The organism is Psychrobacillus sp. L3 (assembly GCF_042945595.1).
Lineage (GTDB): Bacteria > Bacillota > Bacilli > Bacillales_A > Planococcaceae > Psychrobacillus.
Genome location: NZ_CP168493.1, coordinates 2,917,606 through 2,941,754, shown reverse-complemented (window position 1 = coordinate 2,941,754; position 24,149 = coordinate 2,917,606). Strand labels below are relative to the sequence as shown.

Here is a 24,149-nt window from a genome sequence, read left to right as displayed (position 1 = left end):
AAAAAAATTTTTTAATCATTGAATAGTCAAAACTTTATTTATATAATGAATTAATAGATAATGAATGAGTATTCATTCAAGCTTAAGATGGGAGATGAGCAGATGAGTTTAATTTCACGTGTTCAACAAAATGCTACGCAGTATCCAGAAAAAATTGCGTATCATTTTTTGGGGAAAGATACTACGTATGCAGAATTTCAACAAGCGGTCGAACGATTTGCAAGTGCACTTCAACTACTTGGAATTGAAAAGGGAGATAATGTAGGATTTCTATTAGGTAATTCTCCACATTTCCTCATTTCTTTGTATGCAACTATGCATATTGGGGCAACAGCAGTTCCGATTAACCCAATTTATACGCCAGATGAAATTAGCTATATTGTAAAGAATAGTGATGCAAAAGTAATTATTACAATGGACGCATTACTCCCATTAGTTGAAAAGGGAGCAGATATATTTACTTCTGTCGAAAACTATATCATTTGTGAAACACAACCTGACACAGCAGATAAATTAGAAGCATTACCTGATTCTTTAAAAAGTAAAGTGAAATCGTTTACATTGTTAATCAGTAACAGTTCACCAAATGCTGAACCGGTAAAAGTTTTAGACGATGACAACGCAGTAATTTTGTATACTTCCGGGACAACTGGTCAACCAAAAGGTGCGATGCTTACATATAAAAATGTCTATTCGAATGCTCGCGATGTTGCAGAGTATCTGAGTTTCAAACCGGAGGATCGAATCATTGCGACACTTCCAGTATTTCATGTTTTTGCACTTACGGTTGTTGTAAATGCACCATTGTTAATGGGTGCAACGATTTTATTGGTTCCTAAATTTAGCCCACAAGATGTATTCTCTATAGCAAAAGAATGCAAAGCCACCGTATTTGCGGGTGTTCCGACCATGTATAATTTTTTGTATCAATTCCCAGAAGGAAATGTAAAAGATTTTTCAACAATTCGTTTAGCGATTTCTGGAGGTTCTTCTTTACCCGTAGCGTTACTGCATAATTTTGAAGATAAATTTACCGTTCGCGTTTCTGAGGGTTATGGATTATCCGAGGCATCTCCGGTAACTTGTTTCAATCCAATTGACCGAGATCGCAAACCTGGATCAATTGGGACAAACATTGTGAATGTGGAAAATAAAATAGTGAATGAGCTAGGCGAAGAAGTTCCGGTAGGAGAAGTTGGTGAGTTAATCGTGAGAGGACCTAATGTTATGAAGGGTTATTATAAAATGCCAGAGGAAACGGAAAATACAATCCGGGGCGGCTGGTTGTATACAGGAGACCTTGCAAGACAAGATGAGGAAGGGTATTTCTATATTGTCGACCGCAAGAAAGATTTGATTATTGTTGGAGGATATAATGTATATCCACGTGAAGTAGAGGAAGTATTATTTGAACATCCAGGCATTATAGAGGCTGCCGTAATTGGTGTTCCAGATCTAACCTTTGGAGAAGCAGTACTAGCATTCATAGTGAAAAAAGACCAATCCCTAACAGAAGAACAACTTCATGATTATTGCGCTGAAAAACTAGTAAAATATAAAGTGCCTAAACGATTCGAGTTTTTAGAAGAACTGCCTAAAAATACGACAGGTAAAATATTACGTCGATCATTAAAAGAACAAACAATTTAATAGAATAGTAGGCTACTCCCTAAAAAAGGAGTAGTTTTTTTATGAAGTAAGCAGGGAAATGATTTCGAGTGTCGAAATAAAACAAAGAAGGATATTGAAAGTGAGGATGTATTTATGACGAAGAGAAAATTAGAGGTAAAAGATTTATTTGAACTGCATTCTATTGCAAGCCCTGTACTAGCACCTAATGGGAAAGAAGCAGTGTTTATTCGAACACAAATGAATGAAAAGGATAATAAATACTATGCATATTTATATCATTTAAATATGGAAACAGAAGAAATTACTCAGTGGACATATAAGAAAGAACGCGTATACTCTCCTCAGTGGTCGAATGATGGAAGATATATCGCTTTTCTATCTAATCGAGAAGAGAAGAATCAAGTTTATATTCTTCCAGCAAGTGGTGGAGAATCGAAGAAAGTAACTGATTTAGAAAATGGGGTTTCTAGTTTTCTATGGTCCCCTTGTGGAACAAAAATTTGGTTTTCTGCTACCTTAAAAGAAGGAAGAAAGTGGGCAGATGAACCTGAAAAAGAAGAGAAGAAATTGCCAGAAGCGTATGTTGTAGACAAAATGAAATACCATGCAGATGGAGCAGGTCTTTTACCGAAAGAAATGTATAACCATATTGGATGGATTACGTTAGATTCAGAAGAAATTATTCAATTTACAGAAGGCAACTTTAACTATAATTTACAAGCCGTTTCTCATGATGGAAAGAAACTTGTAATCGGTGTGAATCGTGAAGAGGATCAAGATTTTTCATTCCGCCAACCCGTTTATCTTGTAGATGCGGAAACGAAGGAAGAAACTGAAATAATAAATGAAGATGGATACTTTGGTGGCGCTTCTTTTTCGAAGGATGATCAGTATATTGCATTTGTTGGAATGCAACGAACTTTTCAAAATGCGACGCATTCAGAGGTCTATGTATATGATGTGAACTCAGGGAATCGTCAAGTATTAACGGAAGGGCTTGATGCACCAGTTGGAGATCTTTCCGTAGCAGACTTTCAACAAGGGGCAAGTGCGCCGGATGTCGTATGGACAGATGATAATCATTTGTACTTCCAAGTATCGACTATGGGAGATGTTCGTCTTTATTTCGCTTCATTAGAAGGAGAATTATATCCTGCTACAGGAGAAGACGAGCATATATATGGGTATGATGTGGATGCTTCAGGAACATTTGCTCTTCTGACAATAAGCAACACGATATTTCCCGGGGAATTATTTAAGCAGAATTTGTCGACTGGTGAAAGAATTGTACTTACACACTTTAATAAAAACTTTGTAAATGATGTCGAACTTGTCGAACCAGAGGCTATTGTATATAAAGGTGCTGATGAATGGGATGTGTATGGCTGGTTGATGAAGCCCGCAGGATATGAGGAAGGGAAAAAGTATCCTTTCGTTGTTGAAATACATGGAGGACCTCATGCTATGTACGGGAATACATTTTTCCATGAACTTCAGTTATTAGCTGCAGAAGGATATGGCGTTTTATATGTGAATCCACGTGGAAGTCACGGCTATAGTCAAGCATTTGTGGATGGTGTTCGCGGAGATTATGGTGGCGGAGATTATGAAGATATAATGGCAGGTCTAGATTATGTGTTAAAAGAAAACGACTGGATCGATGAAACAAGACTAGGTATTACTGGAGGAAGTTACGGAGGATTTATGACGAATTGGATTGTTGGGCATACGAATCGTTTTAAAGCTGCTGTAACACAGCGATCTATTTCCAACTGGGTTAGTTTTTACGGAGTATCTGATATTGGGTATTACTTTACACCTTGGCAAATTGGGGCTGACATGACCGATATTAACAAGCTTTGGGATGCATCACCATTAAAATATGCTTCCAATGTGGAAACACCTTTGCTTATTCTGCATAGTGAAAATGATTACCGTTGCCCAATTGAACAAGCGCAACAGTTATACATTACATTAAAAGCAATGGGAAAAGAAACAAGCTTCGTCCGTTTCCCTCAAGCGGATCACAATTTATCACGTACTGGTTTACCGAATTTACGATTAACTCGTTTAGAGCAAATCACTGGATGGTTTGAGAAGTACATTTGAGCATAGAGAAAAGCCCTTCATTTCTAATGTGAAATGAAGGGCTTTTCTGGGTGGATCGATCAATCTTTACGGACAATCGATCAATCTTTACGGACAATCGATCAATCTTGGCTATTAATCGATCAATCTCAGACCCGAATCGATCAATCTATCAAGAGAATCACTTTTTATCGAACCCATTTTTAAAATAGACAAACACTAATCCAATAATCCATATTGGTCCCACGATTAACGCAATTCGTGTTTCTGGGAAGTACGCCATGAGGCCAAGCACTAATATTAGGAAGGCAAGTGCTACATACGAACCAAGTGGATATAATAATGCTTTATAGGTTAGCCTAGAAACTTCCCCTTTAGAAAGGGTTTTACGAAATTTTAACTGAGATAATAAAATAATTCCCCAAGTCCAAACAGCTCCGAATGTAGAGATACTTGTCACCCATATAAATACTTTTTCTGGGACTAGATAGTTCAAGATCACTCCTACTAGTAATAATGCGGCCGAGAACACGATTGCTTTCGAAGGCACGCCAGTTGGACTAATTTTCTTGAATGAGGCAGATGCTTGCTTTTGTTCCGCTAAATTAAATAACATACGACCCGTACTGAAGATCCCACTATTGCAGCTCGATAATGCTGCCGTTAATACAACAAAGTTAATAATACCAACTGCTGGGCCAATTCCGATTTTCTCAAACATTAAGACGAATGGACTTCCATTATTACCAATTTCATTCCATGGATAAATAGACATGATAACGAATAATGCACCAACATAAAACAATAGTATTCGCCAAAAAACAGTGTCAATTGCACGAGGAATGACCGTTTTCGGATTTTTTGCTTCTCCAGCTGTCACACCGATCATTTCAACACCTAAATAAGCGAACATCACCATTTGCAAGGACATCAAAATACCTTTGACACCATTAGGGGCAAAACCACCATTCGACCATAGATTACTAATACCAACAGCAACTCCGCCATTGCCAAGTCCAAAAATTATGACTCCTAGACCAACAAAAATCATTGCTAAAATGGCAACAATTTTAATAAGAGCAAACCAAAACTCAAACTCTCCATATGCTTTTACAGCGATTAAATTAACCATGGTCATAATGACAAGCGCGGCCAATGCCCAAATCCAACTCGGTGTGCTTGGATACCACATTTTCATATAGACGCCTACTGCGGTAATCTCTGCCATACATGTAACTACCCATAAAAACCAGTAATTCCAACCTGTAATATACCCAGCAAGAGGACCTAAATAATCTTTTGCGTATCTACTGAAGGAGCCTGCAACTGGATTATGCACGGCCATCTCCCCAAGTGCACGCATGATAATTAGAATAGCAAATCCACCAATTATGTATGAAATAAGAATTGCAGGTCCTGCTAGCCTAATAGCTGTAGCGGAACCTAAAAATAAACCGACCCCAATAGCTGCACCTAAAGACATTAAGGTGATATGTCGTTGTTCCAACCCACGTTGTAATTGCTGATTTCCACCCAATGTTTATGTCACTCCTTATTATTATGTTATACAACAATCTACCACAATTAAGTATATGAAGGGAACAGTCTATATTATCGATATTGTGATAAAATTAGGTAAATACGAATAGGTTGGGGGCATAGAATTGAAAGAAGTAACAATCAGACCTGTAGTAAAAGAAGAAATTCTGCGATTATGGGAACTTAGTGCAAAGGAATCATCACCAGCATGGAAAAAATGGGATGCCCCTTATATTCCTTACGAGCCGAAAACATTAGAGCAATTTTTAGAGAAAAAAGATCAATATATAAATCAAGAAGACTTCTGGGGTATTTATGTAGACGAAGAACTAGTGGGATCATTATGTTACTACTGGGAGCACGAAGCTTCCCTTTGGCTTGAAATGGGAATAATCATTTATGAACCAGCATTTTGGAATGGTGGGATAGGAACAGCAGCAATCCGTATGTGGATCACGCATTTATTCAATGACCTGCCACTTGTACGAATTGGCTATACAACTTGGTCTGGGAATGATCGAATGATTAAAGTTGGTGAGAAGTTAGGCATGACAATGGAAGCGCGACTTCGCAAATGTTGTTTCTATAATGGGTTATATTATGACTCTATTCGAATGGGAATATTGAGAGAAGAATGGGAAGAAAGAGTATGACGGCTTTATTGGAATTAAAGAAGGTGACAAAAAATTATTGGGATACGAATGAAAAGAATAGTCGCCCTTTTTTATTTGCTCATATTACAGCAACCATACAGCAGCCGGAACGCATTGCTTTACTCGGTAAATCTGGACAAGGGAAAAGTACTTTACTTCGAATACTTGCTCAGCTTGAGTCTATCGATAGTGGTGAAGTTAGATTCAATGGACTTTCTACCAAAGACATGGATACTCGTGCTTGGCGTATGAATATATCTTATGTTGCTCAGCAATCAGTCATGCTTCCAGGGACAATTATGGATAATTTAACAACTGTGAGTAACTTACATAATCGTGCATTTGATGAAAGTTTTGCACGATGCCTAATGAAGGATGTAGGGCTTGAACATTTGGAATGGGAAAAACAAGCAATAGATTTGTCTGGTGGTGAAAAGCAAAGGGTAGCATTAGTTCGCTCCTTATTATTAAGACCTTCTATTCTACTTCTTGATGAAATCACAGCATCTCTTGATCCGCAAAGTAAGGAGTATGTGGAACAGCTATTAATGAAACTCCATACGGAAGAAGGAACGTCTTTTATTTGGGTTACACATGATGCGGAGCAAGCAAAAAAGATAAGTGATCGTATTTGGTATATGGAAGATGGGGAATTGGCGATAGATTCAAAGACAGAACAGTTTTTTGAGAATCAAAGCTTGGTTAGTTCGGTGACATTATGAGTTTATTAGCATTAAGCTTTACCTTATTATTTGTTGTCATAACGATGCTGGTTTCTGTTTGGCAAAAGCTTGATTTGGAGAAGGACATTGCGATTGGAACAGTTCGAGCGGCTATTCAGCTCTTAGCGGTCGGGTATGTCCTTCAATTTGTATTTCAATCGAAGCACTTACTTTTCATTGTATTGATTATTTGTATCATGATTGTCGTTGCTGCTTTAAATGCTGCAAAAAGGGCAAAAGGCATGACAGGAGTCGTTTGGAGGATCATTCTCTCAATTGCAACGATGGAAATACTAATGATGGGACTTTTACTTAGTTTGCACATTATCAAAGCAACTCCTCAATACATCATTCCACTGAGCGGGATGACAATAGGCAATGCAATGGTTGCTTGTGGTTTATTTTTAACGCAATTAAAACGGGAAACGGAAAGCTCCAAAGGGGAAATCGAAACATTGCTTTCACTTGGTGCGACGAGTCGACAAGCTGTGCAAGATGTACTAAAACGTTCCGTCAAATTCAGTATGATTCCAACAATTGATGCTATGAAAACGGTAGGACTTGTCCAACTTCCCGGAATGATGACAGGAATGATTATTGCTGGAGCAGACCCTGTAGAAGCAGTTCGCTACCAACTATTAATCATTTTCGTATTTACTAGTTCATCCGCAATTACTAGTATGCTGCTGAGTGTGCTTTGTTATAAAAACTTATTTACAAAGGACCTACAATTAAAGAATTGGAGGCAATAAAATGAAGCCTATATTAATTGAAGAAACACCTGCGAAAGTTACTGTTACATATGATCCAACACCTTTACGATTGCCATTAAATATTCGGGAGCAGCACCAAAAATATTGGGATACACAAATAAAGCAAAATCCTCACTTACGGAACGGAGAAGTATTTACGATTACACAAATCAATAAAACACCAGAAGAACTCCAAGTAACAGTAGTGAAAACAGACTATAAACACTATTTATACACGATTCGCAATGAAGACTGTTCGTATCCTTGCAAGGTCATTTTCACATGTGTAGCCGTTATCACGAATGATAATCATATAGCGTTCGGGCGGATGAATCAAAATACAGCAACACCTGGACGATTGCAATTTACAGGTGGAGGATTAGAAGAGGCCGATTTAGATGACTCAGTATTTAACTTGGAGAAAAGTATTGGAAAAGAATTAGAAGAAGAAATGGGCTTGCATATTGGATCAGCCTACACTAAATCTTTCATGCCCAAATTTGTGAAGAATAAAGGGACGTATGATTTTTGGGCAGTGATGTTTGAACTTGAAGTCGACTATACTGCCGAAGAAATGCAAATATTATTCGAAAGGCATAATCAGAGTCTTATAGAAAAAGGGGAACAGCCCGAATTCGAGGAATTTCTTTTAGTCTCGCTGAATAGAGAGAGCGTAGAATCATTTATTCAAAATGACCTATCTTTAAAAGAAGACTACTTGGAGCCTATTTTGAGAAAGTATGTAGAAGAATGAGTTATGTGTCACTGGGTTTACATTCAATCTATCTAGAATTTACATAAAAATGCAGTGAGGATTGAATTCCTCGCTGCATTTTTTACTGAAAATCCTTTTAGTTGGAAATTAGATCTGTTTTAGTTGGAATTTTAGAGCATTTAGTTGGAAAAATTGCATGGTTGACTACTTCTACTTGTCATTATGGAGTAAATTCTTAATTAATATATCTACAAACCTCTTTGAAAAACCATAAATGAATAGCAAGAAACCGATTAAAAAAAATAACCAAACAAAAAAGTTATCAAAAAAACCTGGGAAATGTACTAACCCACTTGTAGACATACCTTGGGATGCATACCCAGATTCAATAAGTGAATCGGACACTCTTTCTGCAATTCTTTCTGCTGTATAGAACAAACCGCTAAGAGTCATAAATGTTGCACCTAAAATTTTGTTGAAATTTTTCTTCAATTAGGATTTCTCCTTTCATTGATCATATAAACCTTTAATTTTTTCACATGAATATTGGTATAATTATTTCAAAAGGCCAATTCCATTTTATCCACCTAACCGGCAATTATATCTAAATATTAACGTATTTAAAGGTGACTACAGCATTTTCCAGGGATTTTCTCTTTAAAGAAACATCAGGTTGCTATTGAAAGGAGAAAACATGCTAGAAACAGATATTGGCTTTATTAAAGACAACCTTCATAATCTTTGTACAAATGATATGTTTGTTGGTATTGGTTCTACAAGAAAGGTATTTCGATATAAAAATTATGTTATCAAACAACATTTACATCCTATAGGCTATAAACAGTCTCAAAATGAATACAACATTTTTACAAAATTAAATATGCAAGATCTAACTAAATATGTAGCAGAAATCGTTTATATAGATGAGCAGATCTCTATACAGAAATATTATTCTAACCTGCCATTAATTTCCGAACAATCATATGATCTTGAAATAAGTGAAGATTTAAGATTTACAAAAGAATTGAAAGCTGTAATACAATTAATCGACAAGGAATATGATGGTTTTGATCTAAAGGATAGCGGTAATTATGGCTTAAATGAAAATGGACATTTTGTATTAATAGATTATGGAATGACAAAAACATTATATGAAAGGGAATGGGTACCTCAAGCTGAAGATGGTATTTTACCACAAGTATATTTTGAAAAATGTATGAAATGTGGAGAAGAAAAGGAACTTCGAATTTACGGTGATACGGATCTAAATAGAAGGTGCTTTGCTTGTGGGAAGCAATAGTTTCATACTTAAACTTCTGTGAATATAGAAAAAAATGAAACTACAAAATAGCGTCTATGCAATAGCGACTATTTTTGCTATTGCGTAAATCGCAGATGAATTATTCTTGGTTAATTCTTTTCTGAGCAAGCTCATATTTTACACGCATCTTCCACGTGCCGAAGTTTGTTAGGATGTAAAATACCATGATATAAATTGCTGCAAAGATTATTGTTTCTACTGAAAAACTGAAAAAAGATAGCCAATTAAAATATTTAAATAAATTATATTGAAAGAAATCCAGCTTATATATCGTCATTTCCACAATTATTTTTGTGATTATTCCTGCAAAAAAATACTTCCAAAAATTCAAAAAAACACCCCTTAAATTAATTAGAATTCTTTATATGCATCATCTCATATTTTGGAAATTTGTAAAAGGGCTTCTCCACTTTGGAGGAGCTTTTTTTTATTTGACAATTTCCCTTATTATGATATAACTATTAATATTAAGCCTAAAACAAAGTATTCAACTAGGAATAATATGTTTCTAAAAGGAGTTTGATGATGGGTAGAGAATTTGTAGAAATTTTTGATGAATGGGCATACTCTTATGATGCATCTGTTTCAGGTGAAGATCCGGAATATCGCGATGTATTCGAAGGCTATGAAACTATTTTAAGTGAAGTAGCAAAACGTGTTTCGGGTACGGTTATTGAATTTGGTACTGGTACAGGAAATTTAACTGCAAAGCTAATTGAAGCAGGTATTTCGGTTATTGGTATTGAACCTAATACGAAGATGCGTCAAGTAACTGCAGATCGATTTCCTGCAATTAATATTATAGATGGGGATTTACTTCAATTTAATGTAGTAACAGAAAATATAGATGCAATTGTTAGCTCGTATGTTTTTCATCATTTAACGGATGAGGAAAAAGGAGAAGCACTAAAGACATATGCGAAGCTGCTTCCGGCAAATGGAAAAGTAGTTTTTGCGGATACTGTTTTTATTACAGATGGCGCAAAAAATGAGCAAATAATTAAGGAAAGAAATCGTGGTTTTCATAACGTGGCAGACGATTTAGAAAGAGAATACTATACGACTATTCCAACTTTAACAAAGCTATTTGATGATGCAGGATTTCAAGTAAGCTTTCTAAAAATGAATGATTTTGTTTGGTTGATGGATGCAACGAAAAAATAAGGAGCGATGAAAATGAAAAAAATGAATGTAGAAAGTTTTAACTTAGATCATACGAAAGTTGCGGCACCATTTATCCGATTAGCGGGAACAAAAGAAGGCATTCATGGCGATGAAATTTATAAATATGATATCCGTTTTAAACAACCAAACATAGAACATATGGAAATGCCTGGCTTACATTCATTGGAGCATTTAATGGCTGAAAATATTCGTAATTATACCGGGCAAGTAGTAGATATTAGCCCAATGGGATGCCAAACTGGTTTTTATTTATCTGTTATTAATCATACAAACTATGATGAAATTTTAGAAATTATTGAAAAGACATTACAAGATGTGTTGAAAGCGACAGAAGTTCCAGCGTGTAATGAAGTGCAGTGTGGATGGGCTGCTAGCCATAGCTTAGAAGGTGCAAAGGAAATTGCTGCTGACATGCTTGCGAAAAAAGATGAATGGCGACAAATTTATAAAGAGGAAGCGTAAACGTAAATGAATATCTTTCGTAGTGTACAAGAATTGATCGGAAACACACCTGTTGTGGAAATCACGCATATTCCCATTCCTAATAATTGCCGGATATTTGCCAAGCTCGAATATTTAAATCCTGGTGGTAGTGTGAAGGATCGTCTCGGATTGTCTTTAATTGAGGACGCAGAGAAATCTGGGAAACTTTTACCTGGTGGCACGATTATTGAGCCAACTGCAGGGAATACGGGAATAGGAATTGCGCTTGCTGCAATCGGAAAAGGATATAAAGTAATGTTTGTAGTTCCTGAGAAGTTTAGTGTAGAGAAACAAACATTGATGCGTGCGTTAGGTGCAAAAATTGTTAATACAGATACTGCACTTGGAATGAAAGGTGCAATTGAGAAAGCACGTGAATTAGTGAATGAAATTCCAAATGCTTTTTCGCCATCTCAATTTTCGAACCCCGCAAATCCTGCCACGTATACAAAAACGCTTGGGCCTGAATTATGGCGAGATTTAGAAGGACAAATTGATGTGTTTGTTGCTGGTGCTGGATCAGGTGGGACATTTATGGGGACAGCTACTTTCTTAAAAGAGCAAAAAGTGGATGTTAAAACCGTAATAGTAGAGCCGGTCGGATCCATTTTAAATGGAGGAGTTGTAGGCTCGCACGTGACAGAAGGAATTGGAATGGAATTTTTACCGGACTTCATGGACCGTTCATATTTTGATGCTATTCATACAGTGAGTGATGAAGAGGCATTTGCACATCTACAAGCATTAGCTAGAGAAGAAGGTTTGTTAGTAGGAAGTTCTTCTGGAGCAGCGTTTTATGCGGCAATGAAAGAAGCGGAAATTGCAAATGAAGGAAGTCATATTGTAACAATATTTCCAGACTCAAGTGAACGTTATTTAAGTCAAAACGTATATGAATTATTCAAGGAGGAGAAATAATAAATGCGAGCAAAAACGAAGCTTATTCATGCAGGAATTGTAGGAGACGAGGCAACAGGTGCTGTATCGACACCCATTTATCAAGTAAGTACGTATAAACAAGAAGCAGTCGGAAAATTTAAGGGCTATGAGTATTCACGTACTGGCAATCCTACTCGTAATGCGCTAGAAGTATTAATTAGTGAGTTAGAAGGTGGAGTGGCTGGATTTGCTTTTGCATCCGGTATGGCTGCAACAAGTTCTGTAATGATGCTTTTTAGCAAAGGCGATCACGTTATTTTAACGGATGATGTATACGGTGGGACATACCGCGTCATGACAAAAGTATTAAACCGTTTCGGTATTGAAGCGACATTTGTAGATACGAGCGATTTATCCAATGTGGAAGCTGCTATTTTAGAAAATACGAAAGCTATTTTTCTAGAAACACCTACGAATCCTTTATTAAAAATAACAGATATACAAGCAATCGCGAATCTTGCCAAAGAAAAAGGATTACTTACAATTGTGGACAATACGTTCATAACCCCTTATTTCCAACAGCCAATTGCACTCGGTGCTGATATTGTTGTGCATAGCGCAACGAAATATTTAGGTGGGCATAGTGATGTAGTAGCTGGGCTAGTGGTTGTGAACTCAGAACAACTTGCGACGGATGTACATTTCGTGCAAAATTCAGTTGGTGCAGTGCTCGGGCCTCAAGATTCTTGGTTACTAATGCGCGGCATTAAAACACTTGGTCTACGTATGGAAGAGCATAACTTGAATGCCCAACGTATTGCGGAATTTTTAGATAACCATGAAGCTGTCGGGAAAGTATATTATCCAGGTCTTGCTAATCACCCAGGACATGAACTGATGAAAAAGCAAACGACTGGCTTCGGAGGAATGATTTCATTTGATGTTGGAAGTGAAGCAAAAGCAGATGAACTTTTATCGAAGCTTCGTTATTTCACACTAGCAGAAAGCTTAGGAGCAGTAGAAAGCCTAATCTCGGTTCCCGCTAGAATGACTCATGCATCGATCCCACGTGAGCGTCGTTTGGAGTTAGGTATAACTGATGGGCTTGTACGAATTTCGGTTGGAATTGAAGATGTAGAAGATTTATTGGAAGATCTAGCGCAGGGATTAGCATAGAGAAATAAGGTACACCACTTTTAAGAAGTGGTGTGCGTTCTTTGTTGATAATCTCAGAAAAACGCGGGCGTATCTCATAAAATCTCAAGGGTATCTCAGAAAACGCTGGGTATCTCAGAAAAACGCGGGCGTATCTCATAAAATCTCAAGGGTATCTCAGAAAATGCTAAGTATCTCAGAAAAACCCTGACGTATCTCATAAAATCCCAAGAGTATTCTTGAAAACCCCGTTAGTATCTCAAAAAAATAATAAGAATAGTATGCTTGAAGATTTAGCAAGTATGAAAACACTAAAAAGGGAATTGAGTCTTCTTTGATGACTTATTCCCTTTTTATATTGTTAAATAGTGCTTGTGGAATTCTGTTATTGGTCTGAATAGAATAGAATATGTTTTACCAAAAAAATGCCGTAGCCAGGACGATTCCAGTAATTGCACCAAGAGCGATGCCGACTCCAAATCCATCTCCCCAAAAGAATCCCATACCATAGCCACCAAGACTTCCAGTAGGTCGAATCCAAACCATTTGTCTATTAACTCTAGTAATTTCTCCTTCATGAACTCTACCATCTCGACAAGTAATTCTTACTCTTTGCCCATGATATTTACGACATTGATTATAGCAATAAGATTGATTCATTTTTATCCTCCTTTCAAGATTTTTTACATACAAGTATGTTCTATTAACATATGCCGTTAATAATCTTGCGTAATAGACAATCGTCTAGTCTAATGATTGAGGATGAATGTAATTTCAAGTTTCAAAAGGCAATGAAGAATCAAAAAGAAAGAAGAAAAAAATAAAAAGGATGAGATGTATGTCAGTAATTCAAACGCAGAATTTACTAAATAAATTTGTTGAATTATGTGAAGAAAAGTCTGGGAGAAGTTTAGCTTATATGCAATGTGAGACAATATGTGAGCCACTCATGGAGTTATTTCCTAAAATAAATCCAGAAGTTTTGCAATACGAACTTCTAACTCAAGGATTATTTGAACCAGATGAATGGATTCATATAAAGAACATCGTAAAAGAGATGGAAGAACAAAATATATGGATAATTGTGGAAAAAGAATACAAATACTTAAGAAAATTATGGAAAGGTCCAAAGGTTTCCATCTATATTTTTCCGATAAAAAAAGCTAATCTAAAATCAAGCAAACAAATACCTAGAAAAAATGGAATCGCATATAGAAATGCTCTATTTTTATTTTTATCTACTGAGATTACTATAGAGGAGATAAAGGCATTATTAGCCCATGAATATAATCATGTTTGTCGATTGAAATTTTTAGATTTGATGCCAGATAAGATTTCACTGAAGGATTCACTTATTATTGAAGGACTTGGAGAGTATGCTGTGAAGGAATTACATGGTGAAAAAATGTTAGCTACCTGGACAAAACATTATTCGTTGGAAGAAGCTCTTTATTTTTGGAACAAACATTTTATACCTTCTCTAAATGTTATGGGAATAAAAAATCATCATCGTTTTTTATTTGGTAAAGATAGAAGTCGTCTTCCTCAATGGATTGGTTATCATTTAGGTTATCAGATTGTAAATAGCTTTCAAGAAAACCAAGGTCCTTTTCATAAAGGTGAATTATATACAAAATCTGCAGATGAAATCATAGCAGGCTCCAACTTTCCTATCTAGCGAGGCAACATTTAAATACACGATAACCTATCAAGTGACTGTTTTGAACGGTAAATTGGTTATGTTCCTCCCATAATTCAAAGAATCCCATATTTATGTTTTTCGATTGGTTAATATCATTAATTTCACTTGGAATAAGTCCAGATGGAGTATTTATAATTTCGATTTGAGTAAATCCTGCTTGTTGTAATTTCGATATCCATTCTTCTTCATTTAAAATGTCATTTATGCCGTATAGGTTACAAACTTTTCCTCGTAATTCTTCTGACAGATTTTGTTCAGCAGTCATTTCAATAATTATCATACTTCCTCTACTTTTTAGCACTCTGGAAAGTTCATGTAACGTCTTGGATATATCAGTAAAAACGATAACTGACTCCGCGATAATGAAATCAAACGAACTATCTGCAAAATATAAATTTTGCGAGTCCCCTTCCAGCACATTGACAGAGAAGCCATTCTCTCTAAATCGTTCTAAAGCTTTTTCTACCATTATTGGGTGATTATCAACGGCAGTAACATGACAATTAAATTGTTCGGCTAAGAAAGCTGCCGTCTGTCCCGTTCCACAACCTATATCTAGAACAGATTTTGTAGGTTGAATGTTTACATTTTCCAATAAAGATTGAGTTAAAGAGTAGCCTCCGGGATGTGCACCGCCAATTCCGAAATAAGCTAATAAATCTAAATAATTATTAGACACTTGAATAACCTCCTATATTTATTACAACTATAATATGCAAAAAATATTGCTGTAGATGTATAGGTGTACGCAAATAATCTATTATATTGAAATGAGATGAGTGCCGATTAGGTGCTCTTTTTTATTAGAAGTAAATTAAAGGAGATAATACCAGTTTTGGAGAATACAATTAGATAAAGGAGTGAAATTATGAGCAAGCATTTTTTATCTGTCTCAATTGTATTATTGAGCATAGCTATTTTTTTCTTAGCTTTTCAACTTGGTAAAAGCAATAACCTATCATTAGAACCTAAAGACCCAATATATAATGTGAAGAAATTGGAAAATGGATTACTTACCGCAAAGGAAGTTGCTGCATATTTAAGTATGGATGTAGAAAAATTTAATAAATTAATAAAAAATCAAAACTTTGAAAGAGCAGGTTATTCGAGCTTTGATACGTATAGATTTATTCCTTACATTCAATTGAATGGAGAAAAGTATTTTACTAAAAAACAAGTGGACGAGTGGATAAATTATAATATAACGACTTGGGGAAATATTGATTTTTAAGGAAATAATATGGTGTAGGGGATACAGTTATGAGAGACGTTTTTATAAGTGAAAGTGTATTTTTACGTGAAATGGAAGAGAAAGATTGGCTCGATGTTCATAAATATGCTTCAAAAGAAACGGTTTGTCAGTATCAACCATGGGGTCCGAATACCGAGACGGAATCAAAGGATTTTGTAAAGCAAGTTCTGAGAGATGCTAAAAGGGAAGAAAGAACACGATTTGTTTTTGCGATAATTGAAAAGGAAAATGAAAGAATGATTGGCGCAGGTGAGTTTAATATTCGAGACTATCGAAATAAAACTGGAGAGATTGGATATATTATCAATCCTGATTTCTGGGGTAAGGGTGTAGCGACAATAGTTGCCAAAATCCTGATAGGATTTGGCTTTAAAAAATTCCAACTGCATCGTATTTATGCTACCTGTGACCCTCGAAATATTGCTTCATCCAAGGTGTTAGAAAAAGTTGGCATGATTCTAGAGGGTAGAAAGCGTGAAGATTTATTAATAAAAGATGGTTGGAGAGATTCTCTTGTGTATAGCATATTAGAGCAGGAATGGAAAAAATAATAATTCTAAGAATCTATCATGAATTGGAACAGGATTTAATGAGGGGGATTATGATGAAAAGCAAAGGCAATTTACTTCATACAGTTGAATATTTTACTAAAATACATGATGATTTTTTGAAAGAATGGGATCTTGCCATGCTCACAGGAGATACTTCTAAGGTAGAAATTATGTCAGATAATTATTTCGTCACGTTTTTTAACAGAAAGGATGACAAGCCTTCTACTTTTAATCGTGAAGAAGCAATTGATGGAATGCATCAATCTGTTAATTCGCTTTTAGGAGCTAAAAAGCGATTTGAAAATAGAATTATTCGAATGAGGAACCATGAAAGTTTTGTCGTATTTTATGAACTAATTATTGAAAAAGAAAGTAGGGAACTAGCAAGATTTTTCACAATAGAAAATTGGCAGTACAAAGATAAGAAATGGGAGATAGTTCGGGAGTTAGAAGAACATATCTAATAATAATTACAAAGATTGTTGTGGTTGATCAAAATGATAGAGGGTTGGGAATTGAGACAGATTTATTAAAATTCGTACTTAATCATTTTCCTAAAACATGTTAGTAGCTCCTTACTTCTAGTTCGTATTATGAGATCAAAAGTTTTAGGGGGGGGATGGATTTGGGAAAACACTGGAGGATTGGTGATATGAAAAAAAAGGGAAATTGGCTAAAGCTCATAACTTTTTTTCTATGGGGCGTTCTTTTTCTCTATCTATCGAATTTCTTTGACATTCAAAAAAATAATATCACGTACTTTTTAATAGGTTTTCCCTTGTTTTTGGGCGGTGGATTACTAATCTTTTATTTGTTTGAAAGAAAATCGAAAAATAGTTCTTATGGAGAAAAAATAATTTCTAAGGGAGGAAAAAGAGTATGACAACAACCTATGTTAATTGGGGTGACTCAAAAGTTAAATTAACTTGGAAATGTGATAATCAACTTCCTAATCAGAATTTAATTACTAGTGTCCATGGCTTTTGTTTTCACAATAACAAACTATTATTAGTTGACTTAAATCATAGAGGATGGGATTTTCCTGGAGGTCATCTCGAGTTAGATGAAACTTCTGAGGAATGCTTCAAACGAGAAGCAATGGAAGAAGGTTATGTCAGCGGAGAATGTCATATGCTCGGTTATCTGATTGTTGACCATCATGATAATCCAAAATGGGATGAAAAAAGTCCATATCCAAAAGTAGGATATCAGATTTTCTATCGAATGGAAATTAAGCAAATATACGCATTTGACGCAGCTCATGAGTCAGCGCAAAGGGTTTTTATAGATCCCGATGAAGTTGGAGATTATTATCAAGATTGGAATGAACTATATCAAGAAATGCTAAATGATGCTTTGAATTTTCATGTAATGTAAAAGCCTTTTATCTTAGATAAAACTGACCGTTGATTTGGATGGAACCAAAATAAAATAGGGGTAAATATAATGGCTACTTTGAAGATGTCTTTTTTTATTGCTTCCGAAATCTTGATTTATTTGATTCTTGGTTTGGCTTTAACTGTAAATGGTTTAATTGTAATCTATCAAAATTCTGGTATTCCTTCTTTGGGGAATGTCTGGGTCAATTGGTTTGGTGTTTCATACCTGTTGTATTTTTTCGACACAATGATACGGAGGTTATTTTTCCAAAAAAAGAATGAATTTTATAGAGTACGGACAAAATCTACTGTTTTTTGGATCCTTTTTTTAGTCTCAGTTTACGTAGTTTTTATTCCATTCTATTTAGGAAGAAATCCATTTTAGTTTGGAATTAGTTAATAAAGAAACTCCTATTGTAGTAGTAATGGGTAACTAAAATGATTGTGGGTGAATGTATGAGTAACATTATTAATTACTATCAACAGTTCGATGAATGGGGACGACTAGACAGGGAACCAATTGAATTCCTTGTGAATTGGCATTACATAAAAAAGCATATGCCTAAAATGGGCAATGTGCTGGATAATGGTGCAGGTCCAGGAAAATACTCGATGGAACTGGCTAAAGAAGGTTATAAGGTAACATTGACTGATCTAACACCAAAACTTGTAGAAATTGCAGAAAATAAAGCAAAAGAGCTTGATTTAACAGAACAGTTTAATGGATTTTATGTTGCCGATGCTAGAGAGCTTAACGAACTGGAAGATAATCAGTTCGACGCGTCGCTAATGCTTGGTCCTATGTATCATTTACAAGAAGCAGATGATCGTATTAAAGCTGTGGAAGAATTATATAGAGTGACTAAAAAAGATGGAATTGTTTTTGTAGCCTTCATGTCTAGAATTAGGCATATTTTTTCTTCACTTATATCTCCAGATAATTGGAAACCAAACAATAACATGGATTCCATCACTCAATTTTCTCAAACAGGTTGCTTTAACCATGCGGATGATGGACGTTTTACAGGCGCGTATTATTTTAATATTGAAGAAATAAAACCGTTTATGGAAGCACAAGGATTTGAAACTTTAGAGTTAATAAGTTCAAATGTGGGTGCAATTTTAAATAATGAAAGTTGGAACTATTGGAGAGATAAAGGAGAAAATGAGGTTGAAAAGATTATCAATTTAATAATAGAGCAAGCAGCAGACCCTTATACCCTAGGAGTATCATCTCATCTACTTTACGTTGGTAGAAAAAAAAATTTTATAATACACTGAAAGGGAGTTGATTGAAATGAAATTTGTCATTCATTTTACTACTGGAAAGTCATGGATTCAAGGAAAACCGCATTGGGAGCAGGGGCTTGTTCCTCATAGGATATATGTTAAGGAAGCAGTGGCTAAAGGTATATTAATTGCTGGTGGACCTTTTATGGATCATACAGGAGGATTAATCATTTTAGAAGTAGATTCCTTAGAAGAAGCGCAAGATTTTGCTGATAATGATCCTGCCGTACTGCAAGAGAAGTTTGAGGCGAAGATTTATCCGTGGGAACCTCTAGAGGGAATTTTCAATCTATAAGTTGGTAGCAGTACTATGGGAAAGGGAGAACTCTAAATGCTTGTTAATAAAATAATTAAACCAATTTTATTTCTATTAGTAATTACCATAATGTCGGGCTGTATCAATAAAGAAGTTGGGCCAGCATTAACAAAGGTTAAAGGGGATGGTCTGACCTATAGTGAGTATTTTAAGATGGTCGATGAACTCGATAAGAGAGAAAATATAACCTATTATAAGCCTTTGTCAATTGATGAAATGATGCAAGTTGCACCTGGTACTATTAAGAATGCCGTTCACCCTATTGATTCGAAAAAGGTACCTTTTGAAGTAAATGAACAACTGGCATATCTTGTTACTTCAAAAGATAAAAAGGGAAATTTACAAAATCAAGTACAGTTTACCTATTCTCACAAAAATGAGTATGCTCAAACAGACGAATTTTTCGTCATATCCGTTACAGAACTAGATGGAAGTCCACTAGAAAAATATGATTTTTCAAAACAACAAATCGATACCGTTGGGAATGAGTTAAGAAAAGAAGTCTTAACAGACGGAATACCAATCTTTCATCAAGTGATTACTACTAATAGTGCACTTGTTTATAGCTACTATTCGTACGATGAAAAAGAAAAACGTGTATTAACTGTGGCAACTGCAGCCAATGAATTGTATGCATATTATAATGGTCATCTATATCACGTAGGTTACTTAATGAAAGATAAAAATACGAGAGAAGTCCAAGATGCAATTCTTGAACTAACTCGCGAGTTTGTATTGGGGACATTGTAATGCGAATTCTATTGAGTATTTTTATAGTTCTAATACTGTTGTCATGATGTTCTAGAAAATCATCTTTAGAACTAATAAGCTCATCTGTTGAAATAAATGACAAAGGGACAATTCATATTAGTTCTGAAGAAAAGGAAAGTAAATACATAGATTGTACCCAACTTAGTTATCATTTCGTATTAAAGAATACTGGAATAAAGACTATTGGAAAAGTAGGGAAACCTAATAACGAAACCGATGAGGATAAAATAAAGGTAGTTATTGAACCTAATAAAGGATTGCAAGCGGTTAGCGAAAAGGTGCTGGGTTCTAACCTTTTTACTGAAGGTGGAATTTCTGGGTGTGGTGCAACGATTAGCCCAATTATTAAACCAAATCAAGAAGGAGAATATACTTTTGATTTTAATTTGGGTGCATTAGAGAAAAATCCTGCAATAATGATGGCGGAATTTTTTGATTGCACTGGTATAACGGTTTCTTAAAATTTATAAATTAGCGTCTTCTTCTACAGATCCCACTTTGTAGAAAGAAGACGCTTTTACTTTTTGTGAAATGGCTAAAAAGACAGTAACTCAGATGTTTCCCCTTTGCTAAGTTCAATTGTTTCGATGAACTTTTCGATAGTTGTTGTTAAGTATGTATCAGATCGTCTTATAAAAACGGTTTTAATTTTACTATAATTTTCGGGTAGAGAATGGCATTTGATTAGTCCTCTTGCTTGCAAGTGAGAGACGGCCGATTTTGGGACAAATGTGATGCCGAGACCTGCAACAACGCTACTTAAAATGGTTTCCAATGTGCCAAATTCCATGACTTTTTTAGGGGTAATATTTTCATCTGCGTACCACGCTTCGAGTCTTGCTCGGTAGCCACAACCCTTGCTAAAACATAAGAATGGCTCTTTCTTTAATTGTTCCAAGGATATCGTGTTCAGATCCGATATTAGGACAAGCTCTTCTTGAAAAACATCGTGAGCGATTAAATCAGCATGGATGTCTGTCTCCGTTACAAAAGCACCGTCCAAACGGTGGTTCAACACTTTCTCCTGCAACTTTTCCGTTACTCCAGAGAAAAGGGAAAAATCAACGTTTTTATACTTTTTCGTATAAGTAGATAAAATAGTAGGTAGTTTTATGACGGTTTCTACTGTGCCAATCTCTAATTTTCCAGACGGTTCTTCTTTACTTTGCACCACTTTTTTCATTTCGTTTGTTAGAGATAATATTTTCTCGCAATATACTAATAGTTTTTTTCCTTCGGGTGTTAAACTCATTCCTCGGTTATGTCGGTTAAACAATGGAGTATTTAACTCGGTTTCGAGCTTCTGAATTCTCGATGTGATATTTGATTGTACATAACTTAATTCTTTTGCAGCTTCTGTGACAGTCCCTTTTTCAGCGACCTTTTGGAAAATCTCCAAATCTTTAAACTCCATTTTTAAACCTCCTTCTAACATGCGTTTTCTTTATGGTATCACTAATAATGATATTAAACATCAATATTACTCATTTTACAAGATAGTAGTTTATGAAGTTTAATGTATAAGGGAAAACCGAGAAGGAGATTGTTGTTTGATGAAAAATAATATTTTATTAGGTACTTTTTTATGTTTTATTGCTAGTGTATCATGGGGTGCTATGTTTCCTGTCGCGCATGATGCTTTTAAATATATTGATCCGTTTTACTTTACTATTTTCCGTTATGGAACAGTAACAGCTATTTTAGTAGTGATTCTCTTATGGAAAGAAGGAAAACAGGCATTTCGATTTGAAGGAAAAGGGATACTATTGTGGTTTTTCGGTACAATGGCTTTTACTGTATATAACTTACTAATCTTTTTTGGCGAAAATCTTTTAGGAGGGCCAGGGGTGATGGTTGCTTCTATTATGGAATCTTTGATGCCGATGATATCTATTGTGATATTTTGGGTACTTCATAGAAGAAGACCATTTACGTTTACATTAGTTTGCGTATTACTAGCATTTATTGGCGCTTTGCTCGTTATTACGAAAGGGAATTTTAGTGCATTCTTATCTGCAACAGACAATATCATTCCATTTTTCCTTATTTTATTAGCAGTCATTGGATGGGTTGTATATACAATGGGGGGAAATAAATTTAGAGGTTGGTCTGCGCTCCGTTATTCAACGTTAAGCTGCCTACTTGGAACAGCAACTGCGGCCGTAATCGTTTTTGCATTAACGCTTTCAGGATACGTAAATTTACCCTCTATGGAAACAATCAAAATTGTCAGTCCGCATTTATCCTTCATGATTATTTTTCCAGGAGTTATTGCCTTATTAGGATGGAATATTGGAGTTAGTATCCTCTCTCCTTTAAATGGACTATTATTTATTAACTTTGTGCCAGTTACAACGCTTGTTATTTCCGGAATTCAAGGGAATCAAATTACTGCTTATGAAGTAATTGGCGTTGGGCTCATCATATTCGCTTTAATTTCCAATAATATTTTTGTCCGAATGCGACAGAAGTTTGATGCACTTAAGCAGGTCAAAAGAAGCTTAACAGAAAGTGTATCTTAAATTACCGAATAAAAGTGTTTTCTTCTACAGATGAAATTCTGTAGAAAGAAAACACTTTTTTATTAATCTTTATAAATTTGTTACCTGCATTAAATTCACTATTATAATTCCTCGACTAAATTCTACAAATGCGTAATACTGAGTTCATCTTCCGTTCACCTAGCGATCATATACTCTAGTTATCAAGAAAATACGGAGGCATAAAAATGAATATTGCATGGAAAGAAATGAAGAAGAATAAAGCAAAATTTACGATATTAGGGTCAATCATATTTCTAGTCAGCTTTTTAACATTTATCATTTCAGGATTATCAAATGGGCTATCCCAAGATAATGCAGCATTGATAAAGGATTTACCAGATGGACAATTCTATATGAATGCGGATGCGAATGAAACGTACAATCTTTCGAGAATAGATGTAGATGCACAAGCAGACATATTAAACAAACAGAAGGATGCAATGGCATTTTCGATTCAAATGGGCTTTGTGAACGATACGGAAGATAAGCAGCATAGTGTCGCTTTTGTCACTTCCACAGATTCGAAGTTGTTTGAATCTGTTGGTAAAGGAGAGGTAATCCTAGATCGTTCCATGGAAGACGATGGGATAAAAGTCGGAGATCTCTTAACGAACAATCAGTTTAATGGTGAATTTAAAGTAACGGGATTTGTCGATCAACAAAAATATAGTCATGCTCCTGTAGCTTTCATCAATATGGAAGACTATAAAGAAATTTACCGTACACATGAAATGCAATTGATTTTCATACCAGGTACAGAGAAAGTACAGGATATAGCAGGCTTACAATCATTTTCTAATAAAGATTTCCTTAACACAATTCCAAGTTACAATGCTGAACAGATGTCACTGAATATGATTGTTTGGTTTTTGGTTGTCATTAGTGGGATGTTGTTCGCGATATTCTTCTACATGATGAACGTACAAAAGATTGGGTTATACGGAATCTTGAAAGCGCTAGGTGTTAAAACAAGCCGTTTGTTCGACATGATGTGGTACCAAATGATTGTCATCACCGTGATTGCACTTGTATTGTCAGTTGCGTTAAGCCAAGGATTCGCGACGATTGCACCTGAAGGAATGCCTTTCAGTTTAACACTCGGAACAACTATTCAATTATCAATCATATTCTTAATCATCGGATTTATAGGCGCAACGCTTTCTGGTCTTCAAATTAAAAAAGTGGAACCACTGCAAGCTATCCAACAAGGAGAGGTGTAAT

The 24,149-nt window shown here is 35.4% G+C and carries 29 protein-coding genes; 23 read left to right on the top strand and 6 right to left on the bottom strand.

The annotated features are described in order from the left end of the window. Positions 1 to 102 precede the first annotated feature (102 nt). Together ACEPXD_RS14640 and ACEPXD_RS14635 are read left to right on the top strand one after the other, a co-directional pair. A complete protein-coding gene (locus ACEPXD_RS14640) occupies positions 103 to 1,650 on the top strand; it encodes a fatty acid--CoA ligase family protein (protein ID WP_391117092.1) in 1,548 nt (515 codons plus the stop codon). A 114-nt stretch (positions 1,651 to 1,764) separates the two neighbouring features. Next, positions 1,765 to 3,741, top strand: coding sequence for a S9 family peptidase (locus tag ACEPXD_RS14635; RefSeq protein WP_391117090.1), 1,977 nt, complete (start codon positions 1,765 to 1,767; stop codon positions 3,739 to 3,741). Positions 3,742 to 3,901: 160 nt separating this feature from the next. Here ACEPXD_RS14635 and ACEPXD_RS14630 read toward each other — a convergent pair whose 3' ends face one another. Then, a complete protein-coding gene (locus ACEPXD_RS14630) occupies positions 3,902 to 5,257 on the bottom strand; it encodes an amino acid permease (RefSeq protein ID WP_391117088.1) in 1,356 nt (451 codons plus the stop codon). A 127-nt stretch (positions 5,258 to 5,384) separates the two neighbouring features. On the opposite strand from ACEPXD_RS14630, the gene ACEPXD_RS14625 reads away from it, so the two are divergent. The 4 genes from ACEPXD_RS14625 to ACEPXD_RS14610 are packed head-to-tail and all read left to right on the top strand — an operon-like array spanning position 5,385 to position 8,140. Then, complete coding sequence (locus tag ACEPXD_RS14625; RefSeq protein ID WP_391117087.1) at positions 5,385 to 5,912, top strand: GNAT family N-acetyltransferase; 528 nt, start codon at positions 5,385 to 5,387, stop codon at positions 5,910 to 5,912. Beyond that, positions 5,909 to 6,634: an ATP-binding cassette domain-containing protein gene (locus ACEPXD_RS14620; protein WP_391117085.1), complete on the top strand. Its 726-nt coding sequence runs from the start codon at positions 5,909 to 5,911 to the stop codon at positions 6,632 to 6,634. The genes ACEPXD_RS14625 and ACEPXD_RS14620 overlap by 4 nt, the downstream gene beginning before the upstream one ends. Next, positions 6,631 to 7,386: an ABC transporter permease gene (locus tag ACEPXD_RS14615; protein ID WP_391117083.1), complete on the top strand. Its 756-nt coding sequence runs from the start codon at positions 6,631 to 6,633 to the stop codon at positions 7,384 to 7,386. Before ACEPXD_RS14620 ends, ACEPXD_RS14615 begins: the two co-directional genes overlap by 4 nt. A 1-nt stretch (position 7,387) precedes the next feature. After that, positions 7,388 to 8,140 (top strand): hypothetical protein, encoded by a 753-nt coding sequence (locus ACEPXD_RS14610; protein WP_391117081.1) that lies wholly within the window; start codon positions 7,388 to 7,390, stop codon positions 8,138 to 8,140. Between the two features lie 171 nt (positions 8,141 to 8,311). On the opposite strand, the gene ACEPXD_RS14605 is transcribed toward ACEPXD_RS14610, so the two are convergent. Next, the gene (locus ACEPXD_RS14605; protein WP_391117079.1) at positions 8,312 to 8,593 is read right to left on the bottom strand and encodes a hypothetical protein; all 282 of its coding nucleotides are present in this window, start codon (positions 8,591 to 8,593) and stop codon (positions 8,312 to 8,314) included. A gap of 202 nt (positions 8,594 to 8,795) precedes the next feature. Between ACEPXD_RS14605 and ACEPXD_RS14600 the strand changes: the two genes are divergently transcribed. Further along, the gene (locus tag ACEPXD_RS14600) at positions 8,796 to 9,401 is read left to right on the top strand and encodes a protein kinase (protein ID WP_391117078.1); all 606 of its coding nucleotides are present in this window, start codon (positions 8,796 to 8,798) and stop codon (positions 9,399 to 9,401) included. Between the two features lie 100 nt (positions 9,402 to 9,501). Here ACEPXD_RS14600 and ACEPXD_RS14595 read toward each other — a convergent pair whose 3' ends face one another. Continuing rightward, positions 9,502 to 9,753, bottom strand: coding sequence for a hypothetical protein (locus tag ACEPXD_RS14595; RefSeq protein ID WP_391117076.1), 252 nt, complete (start codon positions 9,751 to 9,753; stop codon positions 9,502 to 9,504). Between the two features lie 194 nt (positions 9,754 to 9,947). Between ACEPXD_RS14595 and ACEPXD_RS14590 the strand changes: the two genes are divergently transcribed. The 4 genes from ACEPXD_RS14590 to ACEPXD_RS14575 are packed head-to-tail and all read left to right on the top strand — an operon-like array spanning position 9,948 to position 13,145. Then, positions 9,948 to 10,586 carry a class I SAM-dependent DNA methyltransferase gene (locus ACEPXD_RS14590; RefSeq protein ID WP_391117074.1) on the top strand — a complete coding sequence of 213 codons (639 nt, stop codon included), beginning with the start codon at positions 9,948 to 9,950 and terminating at the stop codon, positions 10,584 to 10,586. A 12-nt stretch (positions 10,587 to 10,598) separates the two neighbouring features. After that, positions 10,599 to 11,069: an S-ribosylhomocysteine lyase gene (locus tag ACEPXD_RS14585; protein WP_391117072.1), complete on the top strand. Its 471-nt coding sequence runs from the start codon at positions 10,599 to 10,601 to the stop codon at positions 11,067 to 11,069. Positions 11,070 to 11,075: 6 nt separating this feature from the next. Further along, positions 11,076 to 12,008 carry a PLP-dependent cysteine synthase family protein gene (locus ACEPXD_RS14580; protein ID WP_391117070.1) on the top strand — a complete coding sequence of 311 codons (933 nt, stop codon included), beginning with the start codon at positions 11,076 to 11,078 and terminating at the stop codon, positions 12,006 to 12,008. 3 nt (positions 12,009 to 12,011) lie between these two features. Next, positions 12,012 to 13,145, top strand: coding sequence for a bifunctional cystathionine gamma-lyase/homocysteine desulfhydrase (locus tag ACEPXD_RS14575; protein ID WP_391117068.1), 1,134 nt, complete (start codon positions 12,012 to 12,014; stop codon positions 13,143 to 13,145). A gap of 393 nt (positions 13,146 to 13,538) precedes the next feature. On the opposite strand, the gene ACEPXD_RS14570 is transcribed toward ACEPXD_RS14575, so the two are convergent. Next, complete coding sequence (locus ACEPXD_RS14570) at positions 13,539 to 13,784, bottom strand: hypothetical protein (protein ID WP_391117066.1); 246 nt, start codon at positions 13,782 to 13,784, stop codon at positions 13,539 to 13,541. Positions 13,785 to 13,962: 178 nt separating this feature from the next. Here ACEPXD_RS14570 and ACEPXD_RS14565 point away from each other — a divergent pair, with 178 nt between their 5' ends. Then, on the top strand, positions 13,963 to 14,802 hold the full coding sequence (locus tag ACEPXD_RS14565) for a DUF2268 domain-containing protein (RefSeq protein WP_391117065.1): 840 nt from the start codon (positions 13,963 to 13,965) through the stop codon (positions 14,800 to 14,802). Here the strand turns inward: ACEPXD_RS14565 and ACEPXD_RS14560 are convergent. Further along, on the bottom strand, positions 14,795 to 15,505 hold the full coding sequence (locus ACEPXD_RS14560) for a class I SAM-dependent methyltransferase (RefSeq protein ID WP_391117063.1): 711 nt from the start codon (positions 15,503 to 15,505) through the stop codon (positions 14,795 to 14,797). The two genes, ACEPXD_RS14565 and ACEPXD_RS14560, sit on opposite strands and share 8 nt — an antisense overlap. Before the next feature lie 189 nt (positions 15,506 to 15,694). Here ACEPXD_RS14560 and ACEPXD_RS14555 point away from each other — a divergent pair, with 189 nt between their 5' ends. From ACEPXD_RS14555 to ACEPXD_RS14515, 9 genes are all read left to right on the top strand, one after another. Beyond that, positions 15,695 to 16,057, top strand: coding sequence for a helix-turn-helix domain-containing protein (locus ACEPXD_RS14555; protein WP_391117061.1), 363 nt, complete (start codon positions 15,695 to 15,697; stop codon positions 16,055 to 16,057). Positions 16,058 to 16,086: 29 nt separating this feature from the next. Then, positions 16,087 to 16,629 carry a GNAT family N-acetyltransferase gene (locus ACEPXD_RS14550; protein WP_391117059.1) on the top strand — a complete coding sequence of 181 codons (543 nt, stop codon included), beginning with the start codon at positions 16,087 to 16,089 and terminating at the stop codon, positions 16,627 to 16,629. Positions 16,630 to 16,679: 50 nt separating this feature from the next. After that, positions 16,680 to 17,093, top strand: a complete 414-nt coding sequence (locus ACEPXD_RS14545) for a hypothetical protein (protein WP_391117057.1) — start codon at positions 16,680 to 16,682, stop codon at positions 17,091 to 17,093. 188 nt (positions 17,094 to 17,281) lie between these two features. Then, positions 17,282 to 17,512 (top strand): hypothetical protein, encoded by a 231-nt coding sequence (locus tag ACEPXD_RS14540; protein WP_391117055.1) that lies wholly within the window; start codon positions 17,282 to 17,284, stop codon positions 17,510 to 17,512. Further along, the gene (locus ACEPXD_RS14535; protein WP_391117053.1) at positions 17,509 to 18,006 is read left to right on the top strand and encodes an NUDIX hydrolase; all 498 of its coding nucleotides are present in this window, start codon (positions 17,509 to 17,511) and stop codon (positions 18,004 to 18,006) included. Before ACEPXD_RS14540 ends, ACEPXD_RS14535 begins: the two co-directional genes overlap by 4 nt. A 458-nt stretch (positions 18,007 to 18,464) precedes the next feature. Continuing rightward, positions 18,465 to 19,289, top strand: coding sequence for a class I SAM-dependent methyltransferase (locus tag ACEPXD_RS14530; protein ID WP_391117051.1), 825 nt, complete (start codon positions 18,465 to 18,467; stop codon positions 19,287 to 19,289). A gap of 16 nt (positions 19,290 to 19,305) precedes the next feature. Then, positions 19,306 to 19,593: a YciI family protein gene (locus ACEPXD_RS14525; protein WP_391117050.1), complete on the top strand. Its 288-nt coding sequence runs from the start codon at positions 19,306 to 19,308 to the stop codon at positions 19,591 to 19,593. Between the two features lie 36 nt (positions 19,594 to 19,629). After that, on the top strand, positions 19,630 to 20,364 hold the full coding sequence (locus ACEPXD_RS14520) for a hypothetical protein (protein WP_391117048.1): 735 nt from the start codon (positions 19,630 to 19,632) through the stop codon (positions 20,362 to 20,364). A gap of 278 nt (positions 20,365 to 20,642) precedes the next feature. Continuing rightward, complete coding sequence (locus tag ACEPXD_RS14515) at positions 20,643 to 20,846, top strand: hypothetical protein (protein WP_391117046.1); 204 nt, start codon at positions 20,643 to 20,645, stop codon at positions 20,844 to 20,846. Between the two features lie 74 nt (positions 20,847 to 20,920). Here ACEPXD_RS14515 and ACEPXD_RS14510 read toward each other — a convergent pair whose 3' ends face one another. Beyond that, positions 20,921 to 21,799, bottom strand: a complete 879-nt coding sequence (locus tag ACEPXD_RS14510) for a LysR family transcriptional regulator (protein WP_391117044.1) — start codon at positions 21,797 to 21,799, stop codon at positions 20,921 to 20,923. Positions 21,800 to 21,938: 139 nt separating this feature from the next. Between ACEPXD_RS14510 and ACEPXD_RS14505 the strand changes: the two genes are divergently transcribed. Beyond that, positions 21,939 to 22,907 carry a DMT family transporter gene (locus ACEPXD_RS14505; protein WP_391123264.1) on the top strand — a complete coding sequence of 323 codons (969 nt, stop codon included), beginning with the start codon at positions 21,939 to 21,941 and terminating at the stop codon, positions 22,905 to 22,907. Between the two features lie 206 nt (positions 22,908 to 23,113). Next, a complete protein-coding gene (locus ACEPXD_RS14500; protein ID WP_391117042.1) occupies positions 23,114 to 24,148 on the top strand; it encodes an ABC transporter permease in 1,035 nt (344 codons plus the stop codon). The last annotated feature ends 1 nt before the right edge of the window (position 24,149 follow it).

Excerpts from the sequence above, each read along its gene's own strand:
- ACEPXD_RS14640 (WP_391117092.1), top strand. The coding sequence starts at position 103 with ATGAGTTTAATTTCACGTGTTCAACAAAATGCTACGCAGTATCCAGAA.
- ACEPXD_RS14635 (WP_391117090.1), top strand. The coding sequence starts at position 1,765 with ATGACGAAGAGAAAATTAGAGGTAAAAGATTTATTTGAACTGCATTCT.
- ACEPXD_RS14620 (WP_391117085.1), top strand. The coding sequence starts at position 5,909 with ATGACGGCTTTATTGGAATTAAAGAAGGTGACAAAAAATTATTGGGAT.
- ACEPXD_RS14615 (WP_391117083.1), top strand. The coding sequence starts at position 6,631 with ATGAGTTTATTAGCATTAAGCTTTACCTTATTATTTGTTGTCATAACG.
- ACEPXD_RS14610 (WP_391117081.1), top strand. The coding sequence starts at position 7,388 with ATGAAGCCTATATTAATTGAAGAAACACCTGCGAAAGTTACTGTTACA.
- ACEPXD_RS14600 (WP_391117078.1), top strand. The coding sequence starts at position 8,796 with ATGCTAGAAACAGATATTGGCTTTATTAAAGACAACCTTCATAATCTT.
- ACEPXD_RS14590 (WP_391117074.1), top strand. The coding sequence starts at position 9,948 with ATGGGTAGAGAATTTGTAGAAATTTTTGATGAATGGGCATACTCTTAT.
- ACEPXD_RS14585 (WP_391117072.1), top strand. The coding sequence starts at position 10,599 with ATGAAAAAAATGAATGTAGAAAGTTTTAACTTAGATCATACGAAAGTT.
- ACEPXD_RS14580 (WP_391117070.1), top strand. The coding sequence starts at position 11,076 with ATGAATATCTTTCGTAGTGTACAAGAATTGATCGGAAACACACCTGTT.
- ACEPXD_RS14575 (WP_391117068.1), top strand. The coding sequence starts at position 12,012 with ATGCGAGCAAAAACGAAGCTTATTCATGCAGGAATTGTAGGAGACGAG.
- ACEPXD_RS14570 (WP_391117066.1), bottom strand. The coding sequence starts at position 13,784 with ATGAATCAATCTTATTGCTATAATCAATGTCGTAAATATCATGGGCAA.
- ACEPXD_RS14565 (WP_391117065.1), top strand. The coding sequence starts at position 13,963 with ATGTCAGTAATTCAAACGCAGAATTTACTAAATAAATTTGTTGAATTA.
- ACEPXD_RS14555 (WP_391117061.1), top strand. The coding sequence starts at position 15,695 with ATGAGCAAGCATTTTTTATCTGTCTCAATTGTATTATTGAGCATAGCT.
- ACEPXD_RS14550 (WP_391117059.1), top strand. The coding sequence starts at position 16,087 with ATGAGAGACGTTTTTATAAGTGAAAGTGTATTTTTACGTGAAATGGAA.
- ACEPXD_RS14545 (WP_391117057.1), top strand. The coding sequence starts at position 16,680 with ATGATGAAAAGCAAAGGCAATTTACTTCATACAGTTGAATATTTTACT.
- ACEPXD_RS14540 (WP_391117055.1), top strand. The coding sequence starts at position 17,282 with ATGAAAAAAAAGGGAAATTGGCTAAAGCTCATAACTTTTTTTCTATGG.
- ACEPXD_RS14535 (WP_391117053.1), top strand. The coding sequence starts at position 17,509 with ATGACAACAACCTATGTTAATTGGGGTGACTCAAAAGTTAAATTAACT.
- ACEPXD_RS14530 (WP_391117051.1), top strand. The coding sequence starts at position 18,465 with ATGAGTAACATTATTAATTACTATCAACAGTTCGATGAATGGGGACGA.
- ACEPXD_RS14525 (WP_391117050.1), top strand. The coding sequence starts at position 19,306 with ATGAAATTTGTCATTCATTTTACTACTGGAAAGTCATGGATTCAAGGA.
- ACEPXD_RS14520 (WP_391117048.1), top strand. The coding sequence starts at position 19,630 with ATGCTTGTTAATAAAATAATTAAACCAATTTTATTTCTATTAGTAATT.
- ACEPXD_RS14510 (WP_391117044.1), bottom strand. The coding sequence starts at position 21,799 with ATGGAGTTTAAAGATTTGGAGATTTTCCAAAAGGTCGCTGAAAAAGGG.
- ACEPXD_RS14505 (WP_391123264.1), top strand. The coding sequence starts at position 21,939 with ATGAAAAATAATATTTTATTAGGTACTTTTTTATGTTTTATTGCTAGT.
- ACEPXD_RS14500 (WP_391117042.1), top strand. The coding sequence starts at position 23,114 with ATGAATATTGCATGGAAAGAAATGAAGAAGAATAAAGCAAAATTTACG.